Here is a 22861-nt window from a genome sequence, read left to right on the forward strand (position 1 = left end):
ACACAAAAAAGTTCGATTATCCCCTGCAGAGCTATAGTTTTGCTTTTTAAATTTACGTATATTTAGCTATGGCGAAAAAATTTATTCCTAGAGACGTTAGTTGGTTGAGCTTTAATGGCAGAGTACTTCAGGAAGCTGCGGATGAGACTGTCCCTTTACCCTTAAGAATCAAATTTTTAGGTATATTTTCCAATAACCTCGATGAATTTTTCCGCGTGCGTGTTGCAGGTCTAAAACGGGCTATAGACCTCAAAGATAAAAGTGCCAATCAATCCTTCTATGAAGATCCTCAGCTTATCCTAGAAGAGCTCAATATCCGGGTCATCAAGCAGCAAAAGAAATTTGACAGTACCTGGAATCGTATCCAAAAAGATATGGCCAAACAAAATGTCTATATTAAGACCAGTGAGGAACTCAACCCCGAACAACAGAAGTTTGTAAGTGACTATTATCAGGATGACGTAGAATCGAACGTCATTCCGCTGATATTGGACGATGTGCGGCCTATGCCTTATATTCGGGATAAGAGCCTTTATTTGGGCATTGCGATGGGAAAACAGGAATGGCAGTACGAAACCAAATTTGCACTCATCGAAATCCCGACCAGTCAAAATGGACGCTTCGTCCAGTTGCCATCGCCAAAAGATGAAAAACACATCATACTTTTGGAGGATGTTATCAAGTTTAATCTTCCTCTGATATTCTCCTATTTCGGTTTTGATGTATTCAATGCACATGTATTTAAAGTCACAAAAGACGCCGAATTTGACATTGACAATGACATCAACACGACGCTGGTCGAAAAGATAAGCAAAGGGGTAAAAAATAGAAGAAAAGGTAAACCTACCCGATTTATTTTTGATCAAGAGATGGACCATAAATTGGTAGAATTCCTGATCAAGAAACTTAACCTTTCAAAAAAAGACAGCATCATTCCAGGACAAAAAATACACAACTTCAAACACTTCATGGATTTTCCCAATGTGTTTAAATCGTACAATCAGCCCTTGGAACGGACGTCCTTTCCACACCCCTATTTCAAGAACTACGAACGTGTAACGGATACTGTATTGAAAAAAGATGTGCTGCTCTCCTTCCCCTATCATGAGTTTAGACCGATCATTGATCTACTTCGTGAAGCAGCGATGGATCCAGATGTGAAAACCATCCAGATTACGGCATACCGCTTAGCCTCGAATTCAAAAATTGCAAATGCCCTGATTAACGCGGCCCGCAATGGAAAGGAAGTCACCGTGATGCTTGAACTTCGGGCAAGATTTGATGAAGAAAACAATTTGGACTGGAAAGAGAAACTTGAACTGGAAGGCATCAAGGTATTGACCGGTATCCCAAATAAAAAGGTCCATGCAAAACTATGCGTCATCAAAAAACGTATCGGAATGAAAACGATCCAGTATGGTTTTGTCAGCACAGGAAATATCAACGAAAAAACGGCTAAATTATACGGAGATTACTGCCTGTTAACGAGTAATAGGGATGTTATTGCCGATATAAATAAGGTTTTCAATTACCTGAGACGTCCTAAGTCAAATCCGGCTGAAATTATCAAAAATTGCAAAAGTCTGTTGATATGCCCAACGGATATGCGCAGGGAACTTCTACACTACATCGATCAGGAGATTACCGAAGCCAAGGCTGGTCGAAAAGCATATATTATTGTCAAGGTAAACTCACTGAGCGATAAAGAAATGATTAAAAAGCTCTATGATGCCGCAACAGCTGGTGTCAAAATAGACCTTATCATCCGGGGAATCTACTGTGCAACAAATCAAAAAACCTTTAAATTGCAAATGAATGCCATTTCAATCGTCGATGAGTATTTGGAACATGCACGTGTGATGTATTTCTACAACGCTGGCCGAGAGCAGCTATTTATTTCCTCGGCAGATTGGATGACAAGAAACTTGGATCATCGCATCGAAGCAGCGGTCAAAATAACAAGTAAAAAAATCAAGGAAGATTTAAAAGAAATGCTTCAGATCCAGCTCAATGATAATGTCAAGGCCCGTATACTCAACAATTCACTGAGCAATCATTACGTTGAGAATAAAAAGGCGCCGTGCCGTTCGCAGATTGAAATATACAATTATCTGAAAAAAAAATTAGCGGATCATTAGTGGGCTGTTGATCAATACGAGCACAAATTGGTCAATAAGCTGAATTCAAGATCATTCTTGTCATTACGAACGAGAATAACGTTTTATATTATATTAATTAAGACACAAGTTGTATCTTCATTCCATGAAATTTAACTTGTGTCTTATATTTGCCTTAAGCCTTTCCACGCTTTCTCTCAGTGCGCAGGAAAAGACCATGCCTTCAGATTTTGTATACGTCAAGGATATTATTCCAACAATAAGTTTAGAAATGCGTTATTTTGGTAGCCACAACTTCACCGGAAGGCCAATTCAAGGTTATGAAAAACCAGTCGCTATTTTAACGAAGCGCGCAGCGCTAGCACTGCAACAGGTCGAGAACCATTTAAATAAAAAAGGTCTTGGCCTGAAAATATTCGATGCCTACCGTCCGCAACGTGCTGTTGACAACTTTAAAACATGGTCCTTAAACACCAATGATACTATCGCAAAAAGGGAATTCTACCCGCTTATCAATAAGAAGAACTTGTTCAATCTAGGCTTTATTGCCTCCAAATCAGGCCACAGCCGTGGCAGTACAGTCGATCTAACGCTCATCAGCCTAAAAGATCATAAGGAGATTGATATGGGTGGACCTTTTGATTTTTTCGGCGCAGTCTCCCATCATCACTATGCGCATCTGACCGCCCAACAGAAAGAAAACCGGAAGATTTTAAAAGAAGCGATGGCTAAATTTGGCTTCAAAGCTTATGATAAGGAATGGTGGCATTACACTTTGCAAGATGAACCCTATCGTAAAACTTATTTTGATTTTATCGTAAAATAAACATGTCTGTAAAGGAAACTCCCATCAAAAACAAGGGTTTTTATGTCTTTCATTTTAAGGGCAACAAATCGAAACCTGTCTTTAGTTCCGAGCAGCAGCAGATTTTAACAAAAGGTGATCTCTATTCGCTCTGTTTAATAAAAAAAGGTGAGACTTCCTTCATGATTAATAATGAACGGGTACAGGTTGCTCAAAATCACCTATTGTTAACCAATCCATCCTCCCGAGTGAATGGCTCCTCAGTCGTCAAATCTTGGGACTGTGAGGTATATTTGATTTTCTTTACGCTGGATTTTAGCTTCAAATTGGATTTTCAAGAAGATTTCTTTGAGGTCACCAAAAAGTCGCTTGCCTTAAATGACAGTTACATCTGGTCGCTATCGAACCAAGATTCGACCAACTTATCCAACTTATTTAAACAGTTTATTCATTACGACCGACAAGACTCTAGCTATCTTTTCAAGCATCAGATTATAAAGTCATTAACGGAAATATTATTTTGTGAAATAGCCCGTCTAGGAAGCCAAAATATGCGAAATACACCCGCTATTCCCTCCCGGAAAAGAGAGATTCTGGCCAATTTCCATTTGCTATTAAAAAAGTCGTTTCATAAAGAACACATGGTGCAATTTTATGCGATGGAACTCGGCATCACAGCGAAACATCTATCCGTAATTACCAAGGAACTAACTGGAAAATCAGCAATAGAACTTATTCAGAACGTCTTGGTAGAGGAAGCAAAATCATTACTTTGCCAGGGGCTTCCCATCGGAGAAATTGCAGTGAAATTACATTTCTCGGATCAATCTTTTTTTGGTAAATTCTTTAAGCGAAATGTTGGAATCTCGCCTAAAGAATTTCGTCAGAATCTCTACTTAAACAAAGTCGATTAAATCGGAGATGCTTGTAAATTGCTGGTCTGCAGCTCCAGTATCCTGCAATTTATCCTCGCCCCAAGTCTGCCCTTTCAACCATAAGGTTTGGCAGCCAACCGCTTTGGCAGGTACCATATCTTTACTATAGGAATCACCCACCACCAATACCTCTTGTGCAGGAAGTCCTATTTTAGTTACACCTAAGGCATAAATTGCGGGATCAGGTTTGCGCACACCGACGACAGCCGACTCCACAACTTCCTGAAAATAAGATAGAATCCCAAAATCATCAAGGACCGATTTTAAATTACCATAAAAATTGGAAACCATGACAATCGGATATTTTTCATGGAGTGAATTTAACAGTGGTTTTACCTCTTCAACCGTATTCTTCGCCAATGAATAACCGTCAAAGGCTATTCTATGCGCTAATGATCGGTCTAAGTCGTACCCTGCAGCAATAAGATAATCAAATTGCACAGTGAGCTTTGCTTCAAGCACTTCCAAAAAATTAAACTGCGGTTTAATAATAGGTTGTAAAGCCATCTGACGTTCCGCGTAGGTATAGGCCTCCTGAAAAGCGTTCAAATTTACGGGAACCTGATATTTTTCATAACCCGACCAGATAACAGCTCCCCAGTGGCCGCCATTGGTGTCTAAGGTTCCACCATAATCAAAAATAATTCCTTTAATATTAAACTTATCCATGTTATTTCTTTTTTACTAAACTCATCCACCCCAAACCGATCATAATCCACACAATTTCCCTAATTCGTGTCACAACACCCATAAAAATACCGACTTTCGCAGGCAATCCTATACTCATTACGGCCATTGCCAATCCACCTTCCCGGGTTCCCAACTGCATTGGAAAGAAAAAAACAAGATTGGCAAATAGGGAAGATCCTGAGCTAATGATCATAGCATCAATAAAATCAATATTGATATCTAAAGCCAAACCAATAAAATAAATCTCAAAACAGCCTACAACGCGTGCTACAAATTCCAAAAAAAGCGCCGTATAGAAACGATCACGACGATTTTGAAAGAGGTTTTTCACCTGTTGATCGACGTCATTCAAAGTTTCATATTTCGTATCCAGTACATCACCCACTTTCTTGCCTACCAAAGGCAGTTTAGACAAGGCTTTCAATAGTGAAACGGTAATTCCCTTCTTATAAAATTTTGTAAATAGCCAAGTACAGATGATAGCCATTACAAAAATCGCAGCACAGGCCACATTGACCATCGTGCTAGCAGGCACAAACCAAAGAATTAGAAAAACAGAAGCGACCCAAAATAAAATATGCGATAGGATGTGCATGACACCGTATAACAGCACAGATGAACCTGCCTTCGAACCACCGATATAGTTTTTAAGCTCCATAATACGATAAGGCTCCCCTCCTAACGCAACAAATGGTGTTATATAATTGATGGCATACCCCGATATTGTCAATTGTAAGACCTTCCAAAAAGGGACGTTTGTCTGTGGCAATTCCGGTTCCTGAATAATTGCCTTAAATGCCATAGCATTCATCCAGTAGAGTACTGCCCAGCTACCAAGTACAGGCAGAAACCACCAGCCAATATTTTCAAGGTTGTTCCAAATCTCATCAATTCCCATTGCATGAATCATATAGGCCAGTGTACCTATACCGATCAGCATAAAGAGCACTTTATAGATTTTGCTACCCATAGGTTGGATCATTTGTTAATTTATCAACAAAATAGCCACTTACCTTTTCTTGTCGGTTACACATATAGATCAATATCGGATTTAGGACAAACATGTCAAAGAAAAAGTAAATCCAAGGTTGGCCGATAAACAACCAAACAAATAGGAAAATCACCCTTGTATTGAACTGTACAATATTTGTATACTTCATCAATGGTTTATTTTGAGTTCTAAAGTCGACCATTAATTGTTTTGGCAATTCGTCTTTATAGCGACTTTTCACTAGGCGCAGTAGCTTTTGCAGTTTTGGCGAAAGCTTTTCCTGGTTTCGTGTATAGCCCATATAGCCATTTAACACAAATTTGCTGAAAAAATTCTTGCGCCAGGACAAGGCATCGTAGTCAACTTTCAAATCACGTGTATTGTCCAGCTCACTTCCAGCTTTACCTTTTATAAAATACAAATGCACGTTACGATAATAATCAGCCATTGCTGACTGAAGCATATGCGATACACCTGCAAGCACACAAAATACCCACAGCCATTGTGGCCACCCCTCGTTAATACTGCGTAAACAGATCGCAATATGAATAGAAGCAAACCAAAAATCGCCAGCAAAACCATCCAAGATACGACCAAAGCGACTTTTATTGTCCGTCATTCTGGCCAGCTGTCCATCGGCACTATCTAGAGAATTGGCAAAAACCAATAAAAGCATGCCGATCACATTAATCCATAACGCCGGGTAATAGAATAAAATACCCGCCGCAACGCCAAAGAAAATACTAATAATGGTTACAGCGTTGGGTGTAATACCAATTTTTGCACAGACTTGCGCAATGCGATAACCTATAGGTCGATAAAACCAAATATCAATTCGTTCCTCGGTATCATTAGATTTTAAAGATTGTTCGAATGCACTCAAATTATCTTCTTCGATTACATTAACTTGTTCTTTCTGCATTGTGGTTCTTTTCAGTAAATTTATGGTAAACCATTTGAGCAATGGCCTCTGCAGCCTCTGCCCGACAAGGCGCAAAACTTGGCCAGTCATTTAAGTCAATAATATGGAAGTCTCCATTTGCATCAATAATCACGTCGCCGCCGTAGATATGTACATCCAGGACTTCTGCCGCACGATTGGCGACTTCTTTTAGCTTGTCGAGATCAAAAGGAAAGTGTACGACCTCATCATTAATTTGTTCATACAAATCATATTTGTGATGATTGTGTTCATAGGGGTAAAAATAAAAAAAGAAATCCGTTCCCCGCACCGCATAAAATTTTAGTAGGTCTCCGGCAAGATGTTCAGAAATCACCGCCTCTTTAATCCCGCGGAGCGCATATTCATTCAAGATATGTTGCGCTTCTTTCAGACTAGCGGCAAAAGTAACATCTTCTTTATGAATGGCGTGAAAGTCGCCACGTTTGATCCACACACCCTTTCCTTTCAGTTTCTCAAAAATAGATTGAATATCGGCAACCGTAGAGATCACGATACTTTTCGGATAAGGAACTCCACCTTCCAAAAGCTTAAGGGTCATATTTTTCCGAAAGCAATTTTCAATTCCAAATCCAGAATTCAAAACATTGACCCCATTATTTTGAAGAGATTGCAACTTTTTCACTAAAGTCTTTGTTCTCCCCATAGTCAGAATATTATCCTGCTTCACGGATGCTGAAGACAAAAATTCATCCTCGTTACAAAGCTCTACCGAGGCACCTTTTTCAGTCAGTTTTAAAACTACTTCATTGAATATGGCGGCATCATTCCCCACATGGTTGGGTGAAAAGCGATTTTTTCGAGTTACGCCTAAAATAGAAATCATATCGCTCATTTTACTAACTAACCTCCTCACTCAAAAATTGTTCTGCGACAACACGATCTTTTAAATGATCAATATCGACCACCTTTTCAAATACAAATGCTTCTACTTGTAAATCGTTTTCCAATAGAGCACGCTGAAAATTACGCATTCTGGAATTACCTGCTTCGACGGAGCTCAACGCACAGTCCATCGCCGCCTGACGAAAGCAGTAAATTCCCCCAGAAACGTACTTCGTTTTGGCGGTTGCCGTATCCAAAAAAGCTTCCACCCGAAGCTGCGAATTGGTGTTCACATAGAGCGGACTCTCATCGTCAACAAAAGGAGTTACAGCCATAAAAGCATCGGCCTGTTGATGTTGCTGAAATGCTTCTAAATAGGCATGAAATTCATGTGGCCTAAAAACCGTATCTGTTGTGGTCAGACAACAGGACGACCAATCGGGGTTGTTTTTGACAAGCAAGGCAAAACTATGCAATGAACTTGCAGTATCTTCCTCTATAAGCACAATAGGTAATTCAAACGTCGTTTTTTCCAAAAACAATTTCAGCTCCGGAGATTGTTTATTGATAATAACATGAACTCGTTGCGCTCCTTCTTTAACAAACACGCGAATCAATCGTTCAATTAATGGAACTCCATGTAATGCTAGCAAGGGTTTCGGTAAATTGAACCCCTCTTTTCGCAATCGAGAACCTTCTCCCGCTGCTATAATTGCAAATTCCATTTCTTCTAATTGCAAAATAAAATCATTTATAAAAAAGCAAAACCCCCGTCACTATCTCAGCGTTCGTAAGCGCAAAAGTCTACAGAGGGTTATATCACAAATCTTCAATACCGTAAAGATGTTGAAGAAAAAGGGGAAAAACTGTTTTTAGACAATTGTTTCCCCGCTCTTATTAAGTTAGCTTATTGAATACTATCGACTAGCTCCTGGTAATAATCCAGTCCTAAATGTGTGATTAAATCTTCACCCATAATGTGACGCAATGTATTTTGCAATTTCATCAATTGTTTGAAGATATCGTGTTCAGGAGGCAATCCTGGAGCTGTTTGAGGCGACTTCAAGTAGAATGACAACCACTCTTGAATACCCGACATGCCTGCACGTTGCGCCAAGTCAATAAACAAAGCCAAATCCAAGGCAACCGGTGCTGCTAAAATTGAATCGCGGCATAAGAAATTGATTTTAATCTGCATTTTGTAGCCCAACCAACCGAAAATATCGATGTTGTCCCAAGATTCTTTATTATCACCGTGTGGAGGATAATAGTTGATACGTACTTTATGGTAAAGGTCACCGTATAACTCAGGGTTCTTTTTCGCATCTAGAATTTCTTCCAATACCGATAATTTAGACACTTCTTTTGTTTTGAAATTTTCAGGATCATCCAATACTAATCCGTCACGGTTACCTAAGATATTCGTCGAAAACCAACCTTCAACACCCAAAGCTCTCGCTTGAAGACCAGGTGCCACAATTGTTTTCATCAATGTTTGACCTGTTTTAAAATCTTTACCTGCAATTGCTACACCATTTTCATGCGCCAACTCAACAATCGCTGGAACGTCACATGTTAAATTTGGTGCACCATTGACATACGGAGCGCCCTCTTTCAATGCCGCATAACAATAGATCATACTCGGTGGAATACGTTGATCATCATTATCTAACGCTTCCTCTAATTTAGCTAAGGTTGAAAAAGCTTCGTTTGTCTCAATATAACGCTCAGTAGATCCACACCATACCAAGACAATACGGTCTAATCCGTTTTTCTCTTTGAATTCACGAATATCACGTTGTACAGCATCTGCCAATTCACGGCGAGTTTTTTCAGATTTGATGTGCGTTCCGTCCAAATTTTTCACAAAATTACGGTCAAACACAGCTTTCATCGGTTGGATAGCCTCCAATTCAGCCTTAACAGCATCCAATTGACCTTGCTCCAATACCTGTGCTTTTGATGCAGCCTCATATACGTTATCTTCGTATACGTCCCAGCCACCAAAAACAACATCTTCCAGTTTTGCTAAAGGGACGAAATCTTTAATTAATGGATTTCTGTTCTCAGTGCGTTTACCCAGACGGATTCTGCTCAATTGAGAAACAGATCCGATTGGTTTTGAAAAACCTTTGTTTATAGATGCCACACCAGCGATTAATGTTGTAGCCACAGCACCTAATCCCGGAATAAGAATACCCAATTTTCCATTGGCATCTTTCACTTGTTGTCCCATATTAATTCTATATACTTAAATTGTTATTTAATTGATGTATTATGATAAAATAATTCTTAAAATTAGCTTAAAAAAACATATTTCATACCACCCCGCACTTAATTTATAAAATCGTGACAAATAGCGATACGAAGCCTATTCGAAACCTTAAGAAATAATCCGAAAATGAATTATTATTTAGTATTCTACTAGTCCATCTAACTGGAATTTAACGTTTTTAGCTAAAGTTGTTAACCCAAAAAACAATTGTCCTTAATTTTACTCAATATATCAAGATTCGAAAACTAATCCAAATTCAATCCAAAAAAAGTTTTTCTTTCTTAAAAATTGGTCAATTTTTCTTTTTCTATTTCCCATAAATATGACAATAAAATTGGAAAATGGTTTTAGTAGCACTAACTTTAGCCTAAAATCTAAATACAGGCAATGAGTCTATCGTTCAATTTATAAACCAACAGCATTTGACCTGCGCATTGTTATTGGATAAATGCTCTGCCAATCGGTAGCGCGATGACAAATTTAACGGTATCCCCTATAGCCTAACGTGCATAAGAGTATCCATAACATTGCAACGAACGAAACCAAGTGTAAAGTAGAGTTTTACACCAAAGAATGTACTGAACAAATAATTATCTGAATGAAAAATACAATTTCGTGCCTAACTTTGGCGCTTTTAAGCGCAAGCCAGTTACATGCCCAAACCGCTGCCGACTCGGCTTATGTTAGAGATCATTATGAAAAGACCGAAGTAGCAATCCCCATGCGAGATGGGAAAAAATTATTTACTGCGATCTACAGTCCAAAAGACAAATCGAAGAAATATCCAGTTTTGCTCAATAGAACGCCCTACACGGTTTCTCCTTATGGACAAAACGAATACAAAAAAAGCCTGGGCAACTTTCCGACGATGATGCGTGAAGGCTATATTTTCGTCTACCAAGATGTGCGGGGCAAGTGGATGAGCGAAGGTGAATTTGAAGATGTACGTCCGACCACCTACAGCAAAGACAAAAAAGCCATCGATGAAAGTACAGATACCTATGATGCGCTTGAATGGCTACAGAAAAATCTCAAAAACTATAATGGCAAAGCCGGACTCTATGGGATCTCCTATCCAGGCTTCTATTCTACCGTTGGATTGGTCAAAACGCACCCGAGCTTGAAAGCGGTCTCCCCACAAGCTCCGGTAACAGACTGGTATATCGGCGATGACTTCCACCATAATGGCGTACTGTTTCTTCAGGATGCATTCACCTTCATGTCAACCTTTGGTGTCCCGCGTCCAAAACCCATCACCCCAGATCAATTCAAGAGCAAAATTCAGATCAAAGAAGCCGATAAATACAACTTCTTTTTAGAAGCCGGAACAGCACGGGAACTGAAGGAAAAGTATTTTGGTGACTCCGTACAGTTTTGGAATGACCTGTTTAAACATCCCGACTATGATGATTTTTGGAAGTCGCGTGTGATCACCAATTCTTTACAGGAGGTAAAACCAGCGGTGATGGTCGTCGGTGGTTTCTTTGACGCGGAAGATGCTTATGGAACATTTAAGACCTATCAATCGATTGAGGATAAAAGCAAAAAAAACAACTCGATTTTAGTCGCGGGACCTTGGTATCATGGCGGCTGGGTTCGTGCAGAAGGAAACTATTTAGGTGATATCCAATTTGAGAAAAAAACCAGCGTTACCTATCAGGAACAATTTGAACAGCCTTTTTTCAAATATTATCTAAAAGATGAAGGGAACTTCGCACCATCGGAAGCGAACATTTTTGTCTCTGGAAGCAATGAATGGAAACATTTCGAACAATGGCCACCCAAAAATGTAGAAACAAAAAAACTATACTTCCAACCTCAGGGGAAACTTGGATTTGACAAAGTTCAACGTACAGATTCTTGGGATGAATATGTCACTGACCCCAATAAACCGGTTCCGCACCAGGGTGGGCTAATCCAAAACCGAACGCGGGAGTATATGGTAGATGATCAGCGTTTCGCCGCTAGTCGCCCTGATGTCATGGTTTATCAAACGGAACCGTTGACAGAAGACCTGACTATAGTTGGCCCCATCAAAAATTTCCTTAAGGTTTCTTCAACAGGTACAGATGCAGATTATGTTGTCAAACTGATTGATGTTTACCCGAACGATGCAGCAAGTTATCAAGGAAAAACAATGGCTGGATACCAGATGATGGTACGTGGTGAGATCATGGCCGGGAAATACCGAAATGGTTTTGAAAAAGCGCAGGCCCTGACTCCAGGAATGGTCGAAAAGGTGAATTTTGAAATGCCAGATGTTGCGCATACGTTCAAAAAAGGACATCGCATTATGGTTCAGGTACAAAACTCCTGGTTTCCGCTGGCAGAACGAAATCCACAGGTGTTTTTAGCGCCTTATACAGCTACCAAAGCTGACTTCCGTAAAGCCACACAACGTATTTTTCACGATGTGAACAATGCCACGTACATCGAATTTTCTGTCCTCAAAGATTAACAGTTAAATTTGAATAATAGCGTTTAAGAGCGAATTGAATAAGGCTACATCAGCTAAACAGCTGTGCCTGATGTAGCCTTATCTTTAATCTTCCGCTACATACTTATCTTCCCCGGCCTTCCATCCTGCAAACAATAAAAGTACGATACTGCCCGCTAAAAAATAGAAGGAGTAATTCCAGGTAGCATCTATTTCGTGCAGCTTACCGAATACCGGCGGGCCAAAAGCTGCAATCAGATAACCAACAGACTGGGCCATGCCCGATATTTTAATCGCATTCGCCGTTGACCTCGCCCGCAGGGTAAAGAAAAGAATAGACAAACTGAAAGAAAGTCCATTGGAAAGTCCCAACAATATGGCGGCAACATAAATTCCCTGAAGTTTGTAATGCCAAAATATAAAGATACTTCCAAACATGCCTATCGCAACAGCCGCTGCCATTAGACGCTGATCCTTCATCCGATGTGCCAAAATAGGCCCAATAAACATTATGGGAATCATGGCAATTTGGATCAAAAAAAGCAACCAGCCCGTATCCTCCGCTGGCATACCATAATCGACCAATACTTTAGGTAACCAAGAAATCAAACTGTAGTAAATTAAGGACTGAATACCCATAAATAAGCTGATATACCAAGCTAATCTTGACCTAAAGATATGTCCGATTCCACTTGTCGCCGGTCTATTTTCAGTGATACCCTGTGCTTTCTTTCGGCTTAAAGCATCAAAGGAAACAACGATAAGGGATAACAAGGCTAAAATCACCCAACCCCCCAAGGAACCCTGCCACCCGAGACCAGTCCATTCGCCCAATCGTAAACTAAACCCCGAAGCAAAAGCTGCGGTCAGATTCATTGCTACGGCAAAAATGCCTGTCATCAGTCCAATCTGCTTTGGAAAATTTGTTTTTATATAACCGGGCGTAACGACATTGCCCACACAGATCCCAAGTCCGATTAAAAAAGACCCCACAAACAGCGTTGGCATATTGCCCCAAATCCGAAGCACAATTCCTACACTCAACGCCATTAAACCGAGTAATAAAAAACGGTGCATGCCCAGTTTATGTGAATATCGGCTCACTGCTACAGAACAGCTCGCAAACATAAAAAGAGGTATTGCCGTCAATAGACTGCTTTGAAAACTATTTAATTGCAAATCTTCACTGATTTGCCCCAGTACAGGGCCAACGGCTGTGATTGGCGACCGCAGATTGGTTGAGACTAAAACAACAACCAATATGGGTAACCAGGTCCAAGACACAGCTGCGGATATTTTTATATTTTCTTTCATCATAAAACCACACTATACATGTAAACCAAGCTATACACGTAATGAATGCTTGCAAAGGTATGTATGGAATTTTAATTAAATTTGCCATTAATTTAATTTAAAACGACATGGATCAGACAAATCATACGTTGATAATTGAAGGCATCCAGAAATCAACCTATGTCTGGTTTGAAGAAAACTGGATACACGACGACGAGTTACACAGTCATCGGAAAGGTCAATTGATTTATGTTGAGCAGGGTTTTCAATACCTTACCGTTGCAGGAAAAATGTACCTACTCCCCCAAAATCACGTTGCTTGGATTCCTTCAGGTGCATTACATAAGACCAACTCCCACTCGGAACGCATTAAGCTTATGGTCCTTTTTTTTGATCCCCCACAATTTGACAGCTCACAAGAGCATTTGTTTTTCAATCAGGTACAGCTATTTTCGGCGCCTAAAGTATTACGGGAAATGATTTTATATACCGAAAAATGGTCAAAATTGAGAGAAGAAAATGAACAGGAAAGAGTTTTCCTCGGTGCTTTACTCCATGAACTCCCCTATTTCTGCTCACAATTACTCCACTTAGAAATTACCCCTCCGCATGAAAGCAGGCTTCAAACGGTCTTAAATCACCTACATGTCCATTACACAGAAGCCATCACGTTAGACGAGATTGCCATGCTGTCCAATCTTTCGCTCCGAACTATTGAACGCCTTTTTAAAAAAGAAACCGGAATGACGCTTGCAAAATATCAGCAGCTCCTTCGCATTATCAAGAGTTTGGAGCTTCTGAGCACAAAACAATTCACCATCTCTCAAATTGCGTATAAAGTCGGTTATAAAAGCGTCCAAGCATTTACCAATAGCTTTTATGCCGTGATGAAATATAGACCTTCGCACTTCATGGCGGGCTAGTTTTGGCGTATCCACAGGTAATTTTGTAGCTGTTCAGCTACAAAATTCAGGACGTTTAAAAAAAATAGTAACGAATATTTGCACAGGTGTAATATTTACACTATCTTTGTATCATCATAATTTAGGTTTATAATTGGTTATTTAAGGTTTTCATTCTCCCCGTTTGAAAACCTTTTTTTATTTATTTTCACCGTCCCTCAAATCATTTCGCTACTCCGCAAACGTAATAATTTCCCTTTTAGACCCAAACAAAAGCAGCTGATCGCATGTTCTCAAAAAATAGCGTTCAAATTAATTCTCAAAAAATTCAAGATATTCTTTAACAATACTGTATTTTTAACGAATATATTCGGATGAGAAAGGTCACGCGAATAGAAAAGAGTTCAAATATTATATTGAAAAAATAATCTAAACATATATGGCAGAACATGGGGATTTGCAAATCGCAATACTAATCGATGCGGACAATGTATCTTATCGAAAGATCGAAGAGATTTTGAATGAAGTCAAAAGATATGGAATTCCGACCATCAAACGCATCTACGGAGACTGGACCAACCCATATGTTGAAAAATGGAAGGATAAACTCCTTACCCATGCAATTACCCCCATACAACAATACAGTTATACACAAGGCAAAAATTCTACTGACTCGGCATTAATTATTGATGCCATGGATATTCTGCATTCAGACCGAGTTGATGGGTTTTGTATTGTATCCAGCGACAGCGATTTCACCCGACTGGCTACACGTCTTCGAGAATCCGGTAAACTGGTCATCGGTATCGGCGAGAAAAAGACCCCCAAACCCTTTATTGCCTCCTGCGACAAGTTCATCTACGTCGAAATTTTTGAGAAAAATCAAAAGAAAGAAACGGTCGCAAAGAAAAAGCAACAAAATCAGCCCAAACCTGCTCCCGTTGACAATCCAACAAGTATTGCCGTATTGGACGAGGAGACTTTGGAACTTTTAAAGGACACGGTGGATGATACTGCAGATGAAAATGGCTGGGCATTCCTGGGTGAGATCGGAAGTCTTTTCAACAAAAGAAAGCCTGATTTTGATGCGCGCAACTATGGATACGACAAGATGTCTCATCTTTTCAAAGCTTACAAAGAAGATTTTGAAATTGAGGAACGAAACACCGACAAATCGCGCATAAAACACTATTACATCCGTAATATTATTAAACGGCCTTTAGCAATGGCCAGCCCAGCTACAGCAGTGGACACCGAGCACAAAACTCCTGCTACTCCTACTCCTTCCGTACCCTCTACAGAAACTACGGAAAAAACTGCAAATCAAAACACCAGAAAGAAAGGACGGCCAGATAAAAAACGCCAGGACAAAACAAGTCCTGACCCAATACAAAACGAGGCTCCAAAAGTTCAGGAAATTCAGGAGCAAAAAACAGAAACGCCCCCCCCTACAGCTGACACTCCGCCCACGAACATGTTGTTTCCTTCTGAAGGTAACAAGATCACTACAGATGACGTAAAAAAATCGCAAATACGGATAACAAAAGAATTTAAACCCCTATTCCCAACCAAATCCCAAAAATTAAGGATTATGATCAACGCTGGAGAATATGAATGTAATTTTACCTATCGCGGCAGAGGGTTTCATGTGCTTAAATTAGGAAAAGATGCGGCGACCAAACTTGGCCTTTCCGAGGGGATACAAATACAAATAGTCAGACTGAACGAAGTTAGCTTTAGCCTTCAAAATAAATCAGTTTAATATCATTCAGCGGAATTATCTTCTGTATCATACGATAATAGGACAACAATACATTGTCCTATTATCGCATTAAAGCCTTATGCAGGAGGTTTGTCGTATTGAAATAACAATTAGCGTCCACCAGCAAATTCCATCGTAAAATGGTAGTTCTCATCGATGGCCATTGGCTTACGATCCACTTTACGAAAATCGCGTGCTTCTTCAGTCCACAGGAAAGGGTAAAATGAAAAAACTTGATTGCCGCTCAGGAGTTTGACCTCTTCGCTCCAGTCTTTCCATTTAAATGTTTCGTAAAACTGTCTAATATCCCCTTTCAATGCCCAAAAAACAAAATCTGAATAACCACATTCCAAACTTTCCCATTGTAAGGTATCTTGTGCGAAATAATAGACCTGTCCAATAGCATCTCCCAGCGTACCGGCATTAATAGCGAAATAACCACCTAGAACATCGTCTGCAATCAGCAAAAAACCACCTTTTTCGCCTTCCTTGTCAAAACTTTTCCCTTTATTCCATTCCATAATCCCTCGGTCCAGCTGCGACGAGCCAGAGCCTAAAATACGTAACCAGCCCCCATCGATTAAAATACCACCAGTTTGATGAATAATGGCTCCCATAGGCGATTTTGTGGTAATTTGGGCCCTTAAAAGTTCCTCATCAGCCCGCTTAGGGTTTCGAGGAAGCACTTCATAAGCATTCGTCGCTTCTTTCATCCAACTTTCTACCAACTTCCATCCTGAATTACTTGTATCAATCAGTTCTTTTAGACTTTTCATTTCCTATGTGTTTTATGCAGCGACCAGCTAGTCTACCGGTCGAATTCGAACGCTATCCAGCTATTCATTGTGCCGAAATTACCATAATTCTTTATCGCATCCAAATTACAGCAGACCCAAGAGCAAATCGAAGAAAATATTCTTCGAAAACATACACCTAAAGATTAGGAACCTTGTGTCTATTTTAACTAATTTTAAGTCATGCAACATGAATTAGAAAAACTCAGATACCCTATAGGTCGCTTTGCGATACCCGATGTCATCAACAAATCCCTGTTGAATGACTGGATCAAAACAATTGCCGACTTTCCGGCCCGGTTAAAATCCGAAGTCGGCGATCTAACAGACGACGTACTGGAAAAACGCTACCGTCCCGAAGGCTGGACGATTCGTCAGGTCGTTCATCACTGCGCCGACAGCCACATGAACAGCTTTGTCCGTTTTAAATTAGCCCTTACAGAAGAAGACCCAACCATCAAATTATATGAGGAGAAATTGTGGGCCGAGCTTCCCGACGCAAAAAATATTCCAATAGAAAGCTCGATCAAATTGCTCGAAGGTCTACATGAACGCTGGGTTATTTTGTTGAAAAGCCTGACTGGCGAACAGCTTGAAAGAGGTTTTATTCATCCTGCGACCAAAAGGTTGATTTCTTTAAAGATCAATATTGGCCTCTATGCCTGGCATTGCAATCACCACCTGATGCACATTGTCAATGCTAAAAACCATTGATGGGCATCAAATATCGCAATGATCATTTCACTTAAGGTCAACAGATCATTGCGATAAATTTACTCTATTGCCGTCACTTTACGATAATGACATCGCCCATATAAAGGCCAGCAATCCGGCGGCAACCAGTCCAATAACACCCGATACCACAAAGGATAGGAAATAATATCCTACCGTCCGTGTTTGCTTCTTTACACGATGAACAATGCCTGCAGATAACGTATAAAGTGTTCCAAATCCCAAAAAAACAATCAGGATCAAGTCGATCAGAATGCCACCAAAATCTATATTTGCTGATGATAACATAATTTACTTTTTCTTTTTAAACAGTTTGCCAAAAAAGGACGAGCTAGCACCTGAGTCTTCAGACTGATTATCCCATTGCAATAAATCCAGTTCGATATCCAGTTCATTGTTTTTTGCAAAATCAAGCCAATGGACATATTTTTCCTGATTTCTAAATGTAGGATCATTCTTGTAATAATCCAATAAGCGAGCAGTGGCACTTTCGTAAACACCATAGTCGTTGGCTCGTTCAAAATAGTGGATCGCCTTTTTACTGTCCTTTTTAAATTTAAGTCCCTGATCATAGAGCAATCCATAATAAATATTGGAATAACTATTTTCTTTATCCCTTTTCAAATAAACCAATAGACGATCGTAATCCTCCAAACTGTAATAGATAGAAGCTATATTGCTGTTGTTCTCAACTAATTTTAATTCAGCTTTCTGATAATAGCTGAGGGCTTTTTCCAGATCTTCTTCGACATAGGTTCCACTTGAATAAAAGTAGCCTAAATTGGACAAAGCATAGCCATTACCCAACTCTGCTCCTTTCATGTAGGCATTAAATGACTTTTCCAGGTCTTTTTTATAGCCGATGCCATACTGAAAGAGGTAGCCGATTGCATTCCATGCAGCGGAATAATCTTTTTGGGCCGCTTGTTCATAATATTGAATTCCTTTGTCCAAATCTAAAAAAGGATTGTCTTCGCTATCAGTATCCGTATAGATATTCCCCAATTCATGCATGCTGCTTTCATTATTCTGGTCAGCAGAAAAGGTAAAATAGCGTATCGCCATTTCGACATCGCCTTGTCGGCAACAGTCCAGGGCCATATGATATAGCGTATAACTATTATAACTGGATTCAAAATTATCGCCCTTCGCAGCCTTCCACCCTTCAAAAAAACGATTACATATTTCAAAATCTTCTCCAGACAATTGATCCAGCTTCTTCAGAAACTGACCATATTGATCTTCCTGAATTACTTCCACACCATCGTAGCCTTTTTTATACAACAGGTCACCTTGCAATAACATCAGATCCTGATAGTGATTAACGCTTGCGCAAACATAATCGTAGGCGGAACTTAGCGTCCTTTCCACTGCGTCAAAATAGTAATATCTTCCCGCATGGTCTTTCAGAATAAAATAATCCATCACAGCAGCATATACAATTTTCACATAGTGCGTTGAGAGCGGGACCAGCCACACCTTTTCAGCAGCCTGATAAATTCCTCTCCCGGTTGCTGTTTCGATAATATAGCAATCCCAGGCGCCATTACCAAAATCAGTCCCCCCTTGAATGGACCGAATTGCCAAATCTTGCAGTACAAAGGCGCGGGCTTCCAGGTCATACAAACGGATGCCGCCGGAATCAGCAAAAAATACTGCGCTTCGGCCATTTCCAGCATTGAGTACAGCAACATCTTTGACCAAGATAGTTCCATCGGGAGACAAAACTGATTTTTTCTTTTTATTATTCAAATTGACTGCATAAAAATCAAACAGTAATTCGCTCAGTGCACTACTGGCAAAAGCGCCAAGCAAAATACCGCTATTGGAATAATAATGACGCAGTTTATTTCCCCCAATCTCTTGATAGATAAATCCATCATAATCAATTTCAAACGGTTTGTCCGCACCGGCAGCATTGAACAGCTGGCCTTGGGCATCGATGATATAATATTGCTGATCTTTCTTCCCCTGATAATAACCGTAAGCAAAATCTTCGAGTTCATCATATTCAAGTGGTATGATTATTTCTCCGTTCCCGACGTTGACTAATCCATATTTTTTAGCTAAGCTTACCTTACCAACCGTTGATCCGGTTCCATATTGGGCTGGCGCCGCCGATGAATAAACACAGGAAATAGTTTCTTCTCCACCCCTATTCAAATAACCGAACAGCTCATTTTTCTGTATGACTGCGATCCCTTCACACTCAAAAGTACCAATTTCCTGATAGCTAGCTTCGACCTTCACCTCCCCTTTTGCATTGCGTATCCCCCAAAGCCCCTGATCTTCAAAAAATTGATTATCCAGACGATCAATCGCGTCTCTATTCCACCAGCCTAAGCCATAGTTGCTCCATTCCAGTTCGAGCATCGCTAAAAAAGAAGTATAACCAGCAGACACCAAAATAAACTCAAGCTCAGCTAAGGATTGTTTTTCGATTGCTTTTTCATAGAGCAAATTCTTCTCAAGGATTTCAATTGCAAAATCTTTGGCCTGTTGGCTATGTTTAACATCGCTCATGTTAAATACATCACTTGCGTTCAGCTGGAAATAATCGAAGGGTAAACCGTCCAAAAAATCGAACAGTTTCCCGATAGCTGCCATGGCCAGCAAATCGGAATTTAACCCATATTCATGAATGAGCAAATCATACAACGCACGAAGCTTTCTGACTCCCGGTTCCTTTTCGGAGTAAACTAAGATACCTTTTGCTTTCGGATTAGCAGCAAATAGTGGTAAAAAAAGGGGTGGAATCACATAGTTCCATTCTCCTAAATAATGAGGGAAGTAATCTTGATCCTTCTTATCTGTATTGTAAATATATATGCGATGAGCCATTTTCTATGCAATTTCCTTACTATTGATCAATTTCAACAGCATTTTCTTTAGCAAAATTGAACCAAAATCCGTATTTATCCGCGTCTGAAGCCGCTCCATGCGCTCCATAGAGTTGTAGCAAACGATTAACGGCATAGGCGTACACGCTATTTTCATTGGCTTTTTCATAGTAGCGGATTGCTTTTTGTAAGTTTTGCTTTACACCAAAGCCTTCCTCATAAAGAATCCCATAATAAATAGCAGAAAATTGATTGGTTGTATCCTTTTTCAAATAACGCAATAAGTTCGCATAATCTTGCCCTTGATAGTAGATTTCTGCGATTTGAGCATCATTATAAATCCCCGCTTTCTCTGCTTGTTTAAAATAATCTAGGGCCAAGGCATAATCTTGTTCCACATATTCACCCTCGTAATACCAGTTACCCAGGTTGCTCATGGCCTGCGCTTCCCCCAGCGCAGCAGACTTTTGATAGGCCTTTAAGGCTTTAGATACATCAAAAGCTACACCATGGCCTGTGGCATATAAAAATCCCCAATTGTTCCATGCCTGCGCATGATCCTGAGCCATGGCCTTTTCATAAAAAGACTTTCCTTTTTCGATGTCCATCCCCTCGTAGTCATCATCCGTAAAGATGTTTCCAAGCAGATATTGACAGTCCGCACTACCCCGATCTGCTCCGATGCTGAACAGTCGAATGGCATCTGAAATCTTTCCCTCCGCTTCCAGCTTCTTACCATTTTCCAACAGCGTTTCATTGTCAAAATACTGTTCGTAGCCGTCGCCCTTACGCCTGATCCACGCCTGATAGAACTGAACAAAATAACTTTGATCACGCCCCCGGAGCTGGTATCGCTCGGAATATAAATAGCCATATGCTGTTTCGGGAATCTCGACAACATTTCGATTTAAATCCAAATTAAACAACTTATCCCCTTTGAATAAAAGCAACAGTTCACCTTCGGCCGCTTCTGGTCTTGGGTAATGAAAAGGCGAACAAATATAATCATACAGCGCACTACGGACGTTAAGCTTCGTATCGAAGCAGTACATACCCTGTGCACAGTGTATGCGCATAAAATCCAAAAAGCAATGTTCGATTTTTTGATAGGCAATAGCAGGTTCAAGTAACCATTCCCCTCGATGAGCATCATAAATCCCCTGTCCTTGGGCACAACCAACGACAAAGATATCTTTACGGTACTGCTGTATATGATCGACTAGAACCTGATCAATCGTTAAATCAGCCAATCGGAATAAGCCCTGTTCAAGCGAATAGATCTGCCATCTTTTATTTTTGAGATACGCAATACTTCGATAGTCGTCCAACACTATAATCCGGTCAATTCCTTCATCCAAAATATTACCATCGGGCTGAATGACGGCAATTTTTGACTGTAGCTTATTGGGTTTAATCCAAAAATAGCGATTGGCTAGCGGCTCCAGGCTACCTTCCAAAAAGGTCCCTAAAAACTGACCATCCATTAGGTAATACTTCCTTTTTATCGTTCCTTTTTGCCGGCTATAGAACAACTTGTTATAGTCAAACATAAACGACTCGGCTGCGGGATCTGAAATAATCAATCGTCCTTCAGCCGAAAGGAGCATGTGGCTATCCCCCTGTCTTGCATTTAAAAAGCCATAGGCGATCCAGTCGAGTTCATCATATAATGCAGGTATGCTCAGCTGTTTGGTATCAATATGCAATACCCCACGTTTTCCTGCCACTTCCACTTCAGCGTAATTGTTCCCATTGATATGCCGGGCATCAAAAGCCTCCACATATTGACAGGGAATTAATATAGTGCCACTCGTATCAATATAACCAAAAAGGCCATCGCGTTCAACAACAGCGATCCCCTGTTCATTGAATTCGAATATTTCATCGTAAATCGCCTCAACCAAAATATCCCCCTTGGCATTCTTTAATCCCTGCTTTCCTACTGCCTCAAAAACTTCAGGGTCTGGCTCTTTCAGAACGTCTTCTTCCCATAAACCCAATCCATAATCAATCCAATCGGTTTGAAGGGCATCTAAAAAAGAAGTATAACCAGACGCTTTCACAAGCGGGTCCAGCGGATCTAAGGACTGTTCTTCGACAGCTTGTTCAAACAATAAGGCTTGCATTTTAATTTCTTCCACCCAATCTTTGGCTTGCTCCACATCTTTTTCCGCATTCATGGTAAAAACATCGCGTCCGTCGATCTGCAAGGTATCAAAAGGTAGCGCTTCCAAAAATTCAAACATGTTGTTGACAGGCTCATAATAGCTTTTTTTATAATGCAATTGATACCTATCAGCCAACAACGCATAAAAATAGCGAAGTCTTGCGATCCCATCTTCCTTGTTGGCATAAAGCTGAGAACCTTTGGAACGGATATTGGCGGAAAATAATGGCCGCATGAGGATGGGAATTTCATAATTCCATTCAGCCAGGTAAGTGGGATATGTTTCTTTGGTCCTGAGATTTACATTATAAATATAAATACGATGTGCCATACTT

Annotated in this window: 18 protein-coding genes; 7 read left to right on the top strand and 11 right to left on the bottom strand. The window is 40.2% G+C overall.

The features are described 5' to 3' along the window. Positions 1–68: 68 nt before the first annotated feature. From ppk1 to B3P16_RS21800, 3 genes are all read left to right on the top strand, one after another. Positions 69–2138 (top strand): polyphosphate kinase 1, encoded by a 2070-nt coding sequence (gene ppk1, locus B3P16_RS21790; protein WP_286832034.1) that lies wholly within the window; start codon positions 69–71, stop codon positions 2136–2138. A gap of 124 nt (positions 2139–2262) precedes the next feature. Beyond that, positions 2263–2943, top strand: coding sequence for a M15 family metallopeptidase (locus B3P16_RS21795; protein WP_201639405.1), 681 nt, complete (start codon positions 2263–2265; stop codon positions 2941–2943). 2 nt (positions 2944–2945) lie between these two features. After that, positions 2946–3836, top strand: a complete 891-nt coding sequence (locus B3P16_RS21800) for a helix-turn-helix domain-containing protein (protein ID WP_286832036.1) — start codon at positions 2946–2948, stop codon at positions 3834–3836. Here the strand turns inward: B3P16_RS21800 and B3P16_RS21805 are convergent. The 6 genes from B3P16_RS21805 to B3P16_RS21830 all read right to left on the bottom strand — a co-directional run bounded on the left by B3P16_RS21805 (position 3819) and on the right by B3P16_RS21830 (position 9560). Then, positions 3819–4526, bottom strand: a complete 708-nt coding sequence (locus B3P16_RS21805; protein WP_286844298.1) for an HAD family hydrolase — start codon at positions 4524–4526, stop codon at positions 3819–3821. The genes B3P16_RS21800 and B3P16_RS21805 overlap by 18 nt on opposite strands. 1 nt (position 4527) lies before the next feature. Then, positions 4528–5517 carry a lysylphosphatidylglycerol synthase transmembrane domain-containing protein gene (locus B3P16_RS21810; RefSeq protein WP_286844300.1) on the bottom strand — a complete coding sequence of 330 codons (990 nt, stop codon included), beginning with the start codon at positions 5515–5517 and terminating at the stop codon, positions 4528–4530. Beyond that, the gene (locus B3P16_RS21815) at positions 5510–6460 is read right to left on the bottom strand and encodes a CDP-alcohol phosphatidyltransferase family protein (RefSeq protein ID WP_070569641.1); all 951 of its coding nucleotides are present in this window, start codon (positions 6458–6460) and stop codon (positions 5510–5512) included. Before B3P16_RS21815 ends, B3P16_RS21810 begins: the two co-directional genes overlap by 8 nt. After that, positions 6441–7325 (bottom strand): hypothetical protein, encoded by an 885-nt coding sequence (locus B3P16_RS21820; protein ID WP_231585333.1) that lies wholly within the window; start codon positions 7323–7325, stop codon positions 6441–6443. The genes B3P16_RS21815 and B3P16_RS21820 overlap by 20 nt, the downstream gene beginning before the upstream one ends. Before the next feature lie 13 nt (positions 7326–7338). Next, a complete protein-coding gene (locus tag B3P16_RS21825) occupies positions 7339–8064 on the bottom strand; it encodes a nucleotidyltransferase family protein (protein WP_286844302.1) in 726 nt (241 codons plus the stop codon). Between the two features lie 167 nt (positions 8065–8231). Then, positions 8232–9560 carry an inositol-3-phosphate synthase gene (locus tag B3P16_RS21830; RefSeq protein ID WP_070569637.1) on the bottom strand — a complete coding sequence of 443 codons (1329 nt, stop codon included), beginning with the start codon at positions 9558–9560 and terminating at the stop codon, positions 8232–8234. 637 nt (positions 9561–10197) lie between these two features. Between B3P16_RS21830 and B3P16_RS21835 the strand changes: the two genes are divergently transcribed. Then, complete coding sequence (locus B3P16_RS21835) at positions 10198–12057, top strand: CocE/NonD family hydrolase (protein WP_070569635.1); 1860 nt, start codon at positions 10198–10200, stop codon at positions 12055–12057. Between the two features lie 84 nt (positions 12058–12141). Here the strand turns inward: B3P16_RS21835 and B3P16_RS21840 are convergent, their stop codons facing one another. Further along, positions 12142–13353, bottom strand: a complete 1212-nt coding sequence (locus tag B3P16_RS21840) for a CynX/NimT family MFS transporter (RefSeq protein WP_286844303.1) — start codon at positions 13351–13353, stop codon at positions 12142–12144. Positions 13354–13457: 104 nt separating this feature from the next. Here B3P16_RS21840 and B3P16_RS21845 point away from each other — a divergent pair, with 104 nt between their 5' ends. Next, the gene (locus B3P16_RS21845; RefSeq protein ID WP_286844304.1) at positions 13458–14252 is read left to right on the top strand and encodes an AraC family transcriptional regulator; all 795 of its coding nucleotides are present in this window, start codon (positions 13458–13460) and stop codon (positions 14250–14252) included. Between the two features lie 418 nt (positions 14253–14670). Then, a complete protein-coding gene (locus B3P16_RS21850; RefSeq protein ID WP_286844306.1) occupies positions 14671–15993 on the top strand; it encodes an NYN domain-containing protein in 1323 nt (440 codons plus the stop codon). A gap of 110 nt (positions 15994–16103) precedes the next feature. Here the strand turns inward: B3P16_RS21850 and B3P16_RS21855 are convergent, their stop codons facing one another. After that, positions 16104–16769 (bottom strand): DUF2625 domain-containing protein, encoded by a 666-nt coding sequence (locus B3P16_RS21855; protein ID WP_286844308.1) that lies wholly within the window; start codon positions 16767–16769, stop codon positions 16104–16106. A gap of 201 nt (positions 16770–16970) precedes the next feature. On the opposite strand from B3P16_RS21855, the gene B3P16_RS21860 reads away from it, so the two are divergent. Then, on the top strand, positions 16971–17501 hold the full coding sequence (locus B3P16_RS21860) for a YfiT family bacillithiol transferase (RefSeq protein ID WP_070569622.1): 531 nt from the start codon (positions 16971–16973) through the stop codon (positions 17499–17501). 78 nt (positions 17502–17579) lie between these two features. On the opposite strand, the gene B3P16_RS21865 is transcribed toward B3P16_RS21860, so the two are convergent. Genes B3P16_RS21865 through B3P16_RS21875 form a run of 3 tightly spaced genes read right to left on the bottom strand, consistent with a single transcriptional unit; the run spans position 17580 to position 22857 of the window. Next, complete coding sequence (locus tag B3P16_RS21865; RefSeq protein ID WP_286832053.1) at positions 17580–17807, bottom strand: hypothetical protein; 228 nt, start codon at positions 17805–17807, stop codon at positions 17580–17582. 3 nt (positions 17808–17810) lie between these two features. Next, the gene (locus B3P16_RS21870) at positions 17811–20360 is read right to left on the bottom strand and encodes an SEL1-like repeat protein (RefSeq protein WP_286844309.1); all 2550 of its coding nucleotides are present in this window, start codon (positions 20358–20360) and stop codon (positions 17811–17813) included. Positions 20361–20379: 19 nt separating this feature from the next. Then, positions 20380–22857, bottom strand: a complete 2478-nt coding sequence (locus B3P16_RS21875; protein WP_286844310.1) for an SEL1-like repeat protein — start codon at positions 22855–22857, stop codon at positions 20380–20382. Between the last annotated feature and the right edge of the window lie 4 nt (positions 22858–22861).

The sequence above is a fragment of the Sphingobacterium sp. UBA7631 genome (assembly GCF_002483935.1).
Taxonomy (GTDB): domain Bacteria; phylum Bacteroidota; class Bacteroidia; order Sphingobacteriales; family Sphingobacteriaceae; genus Sphingobacterium; species Sphingobacterium multivorum.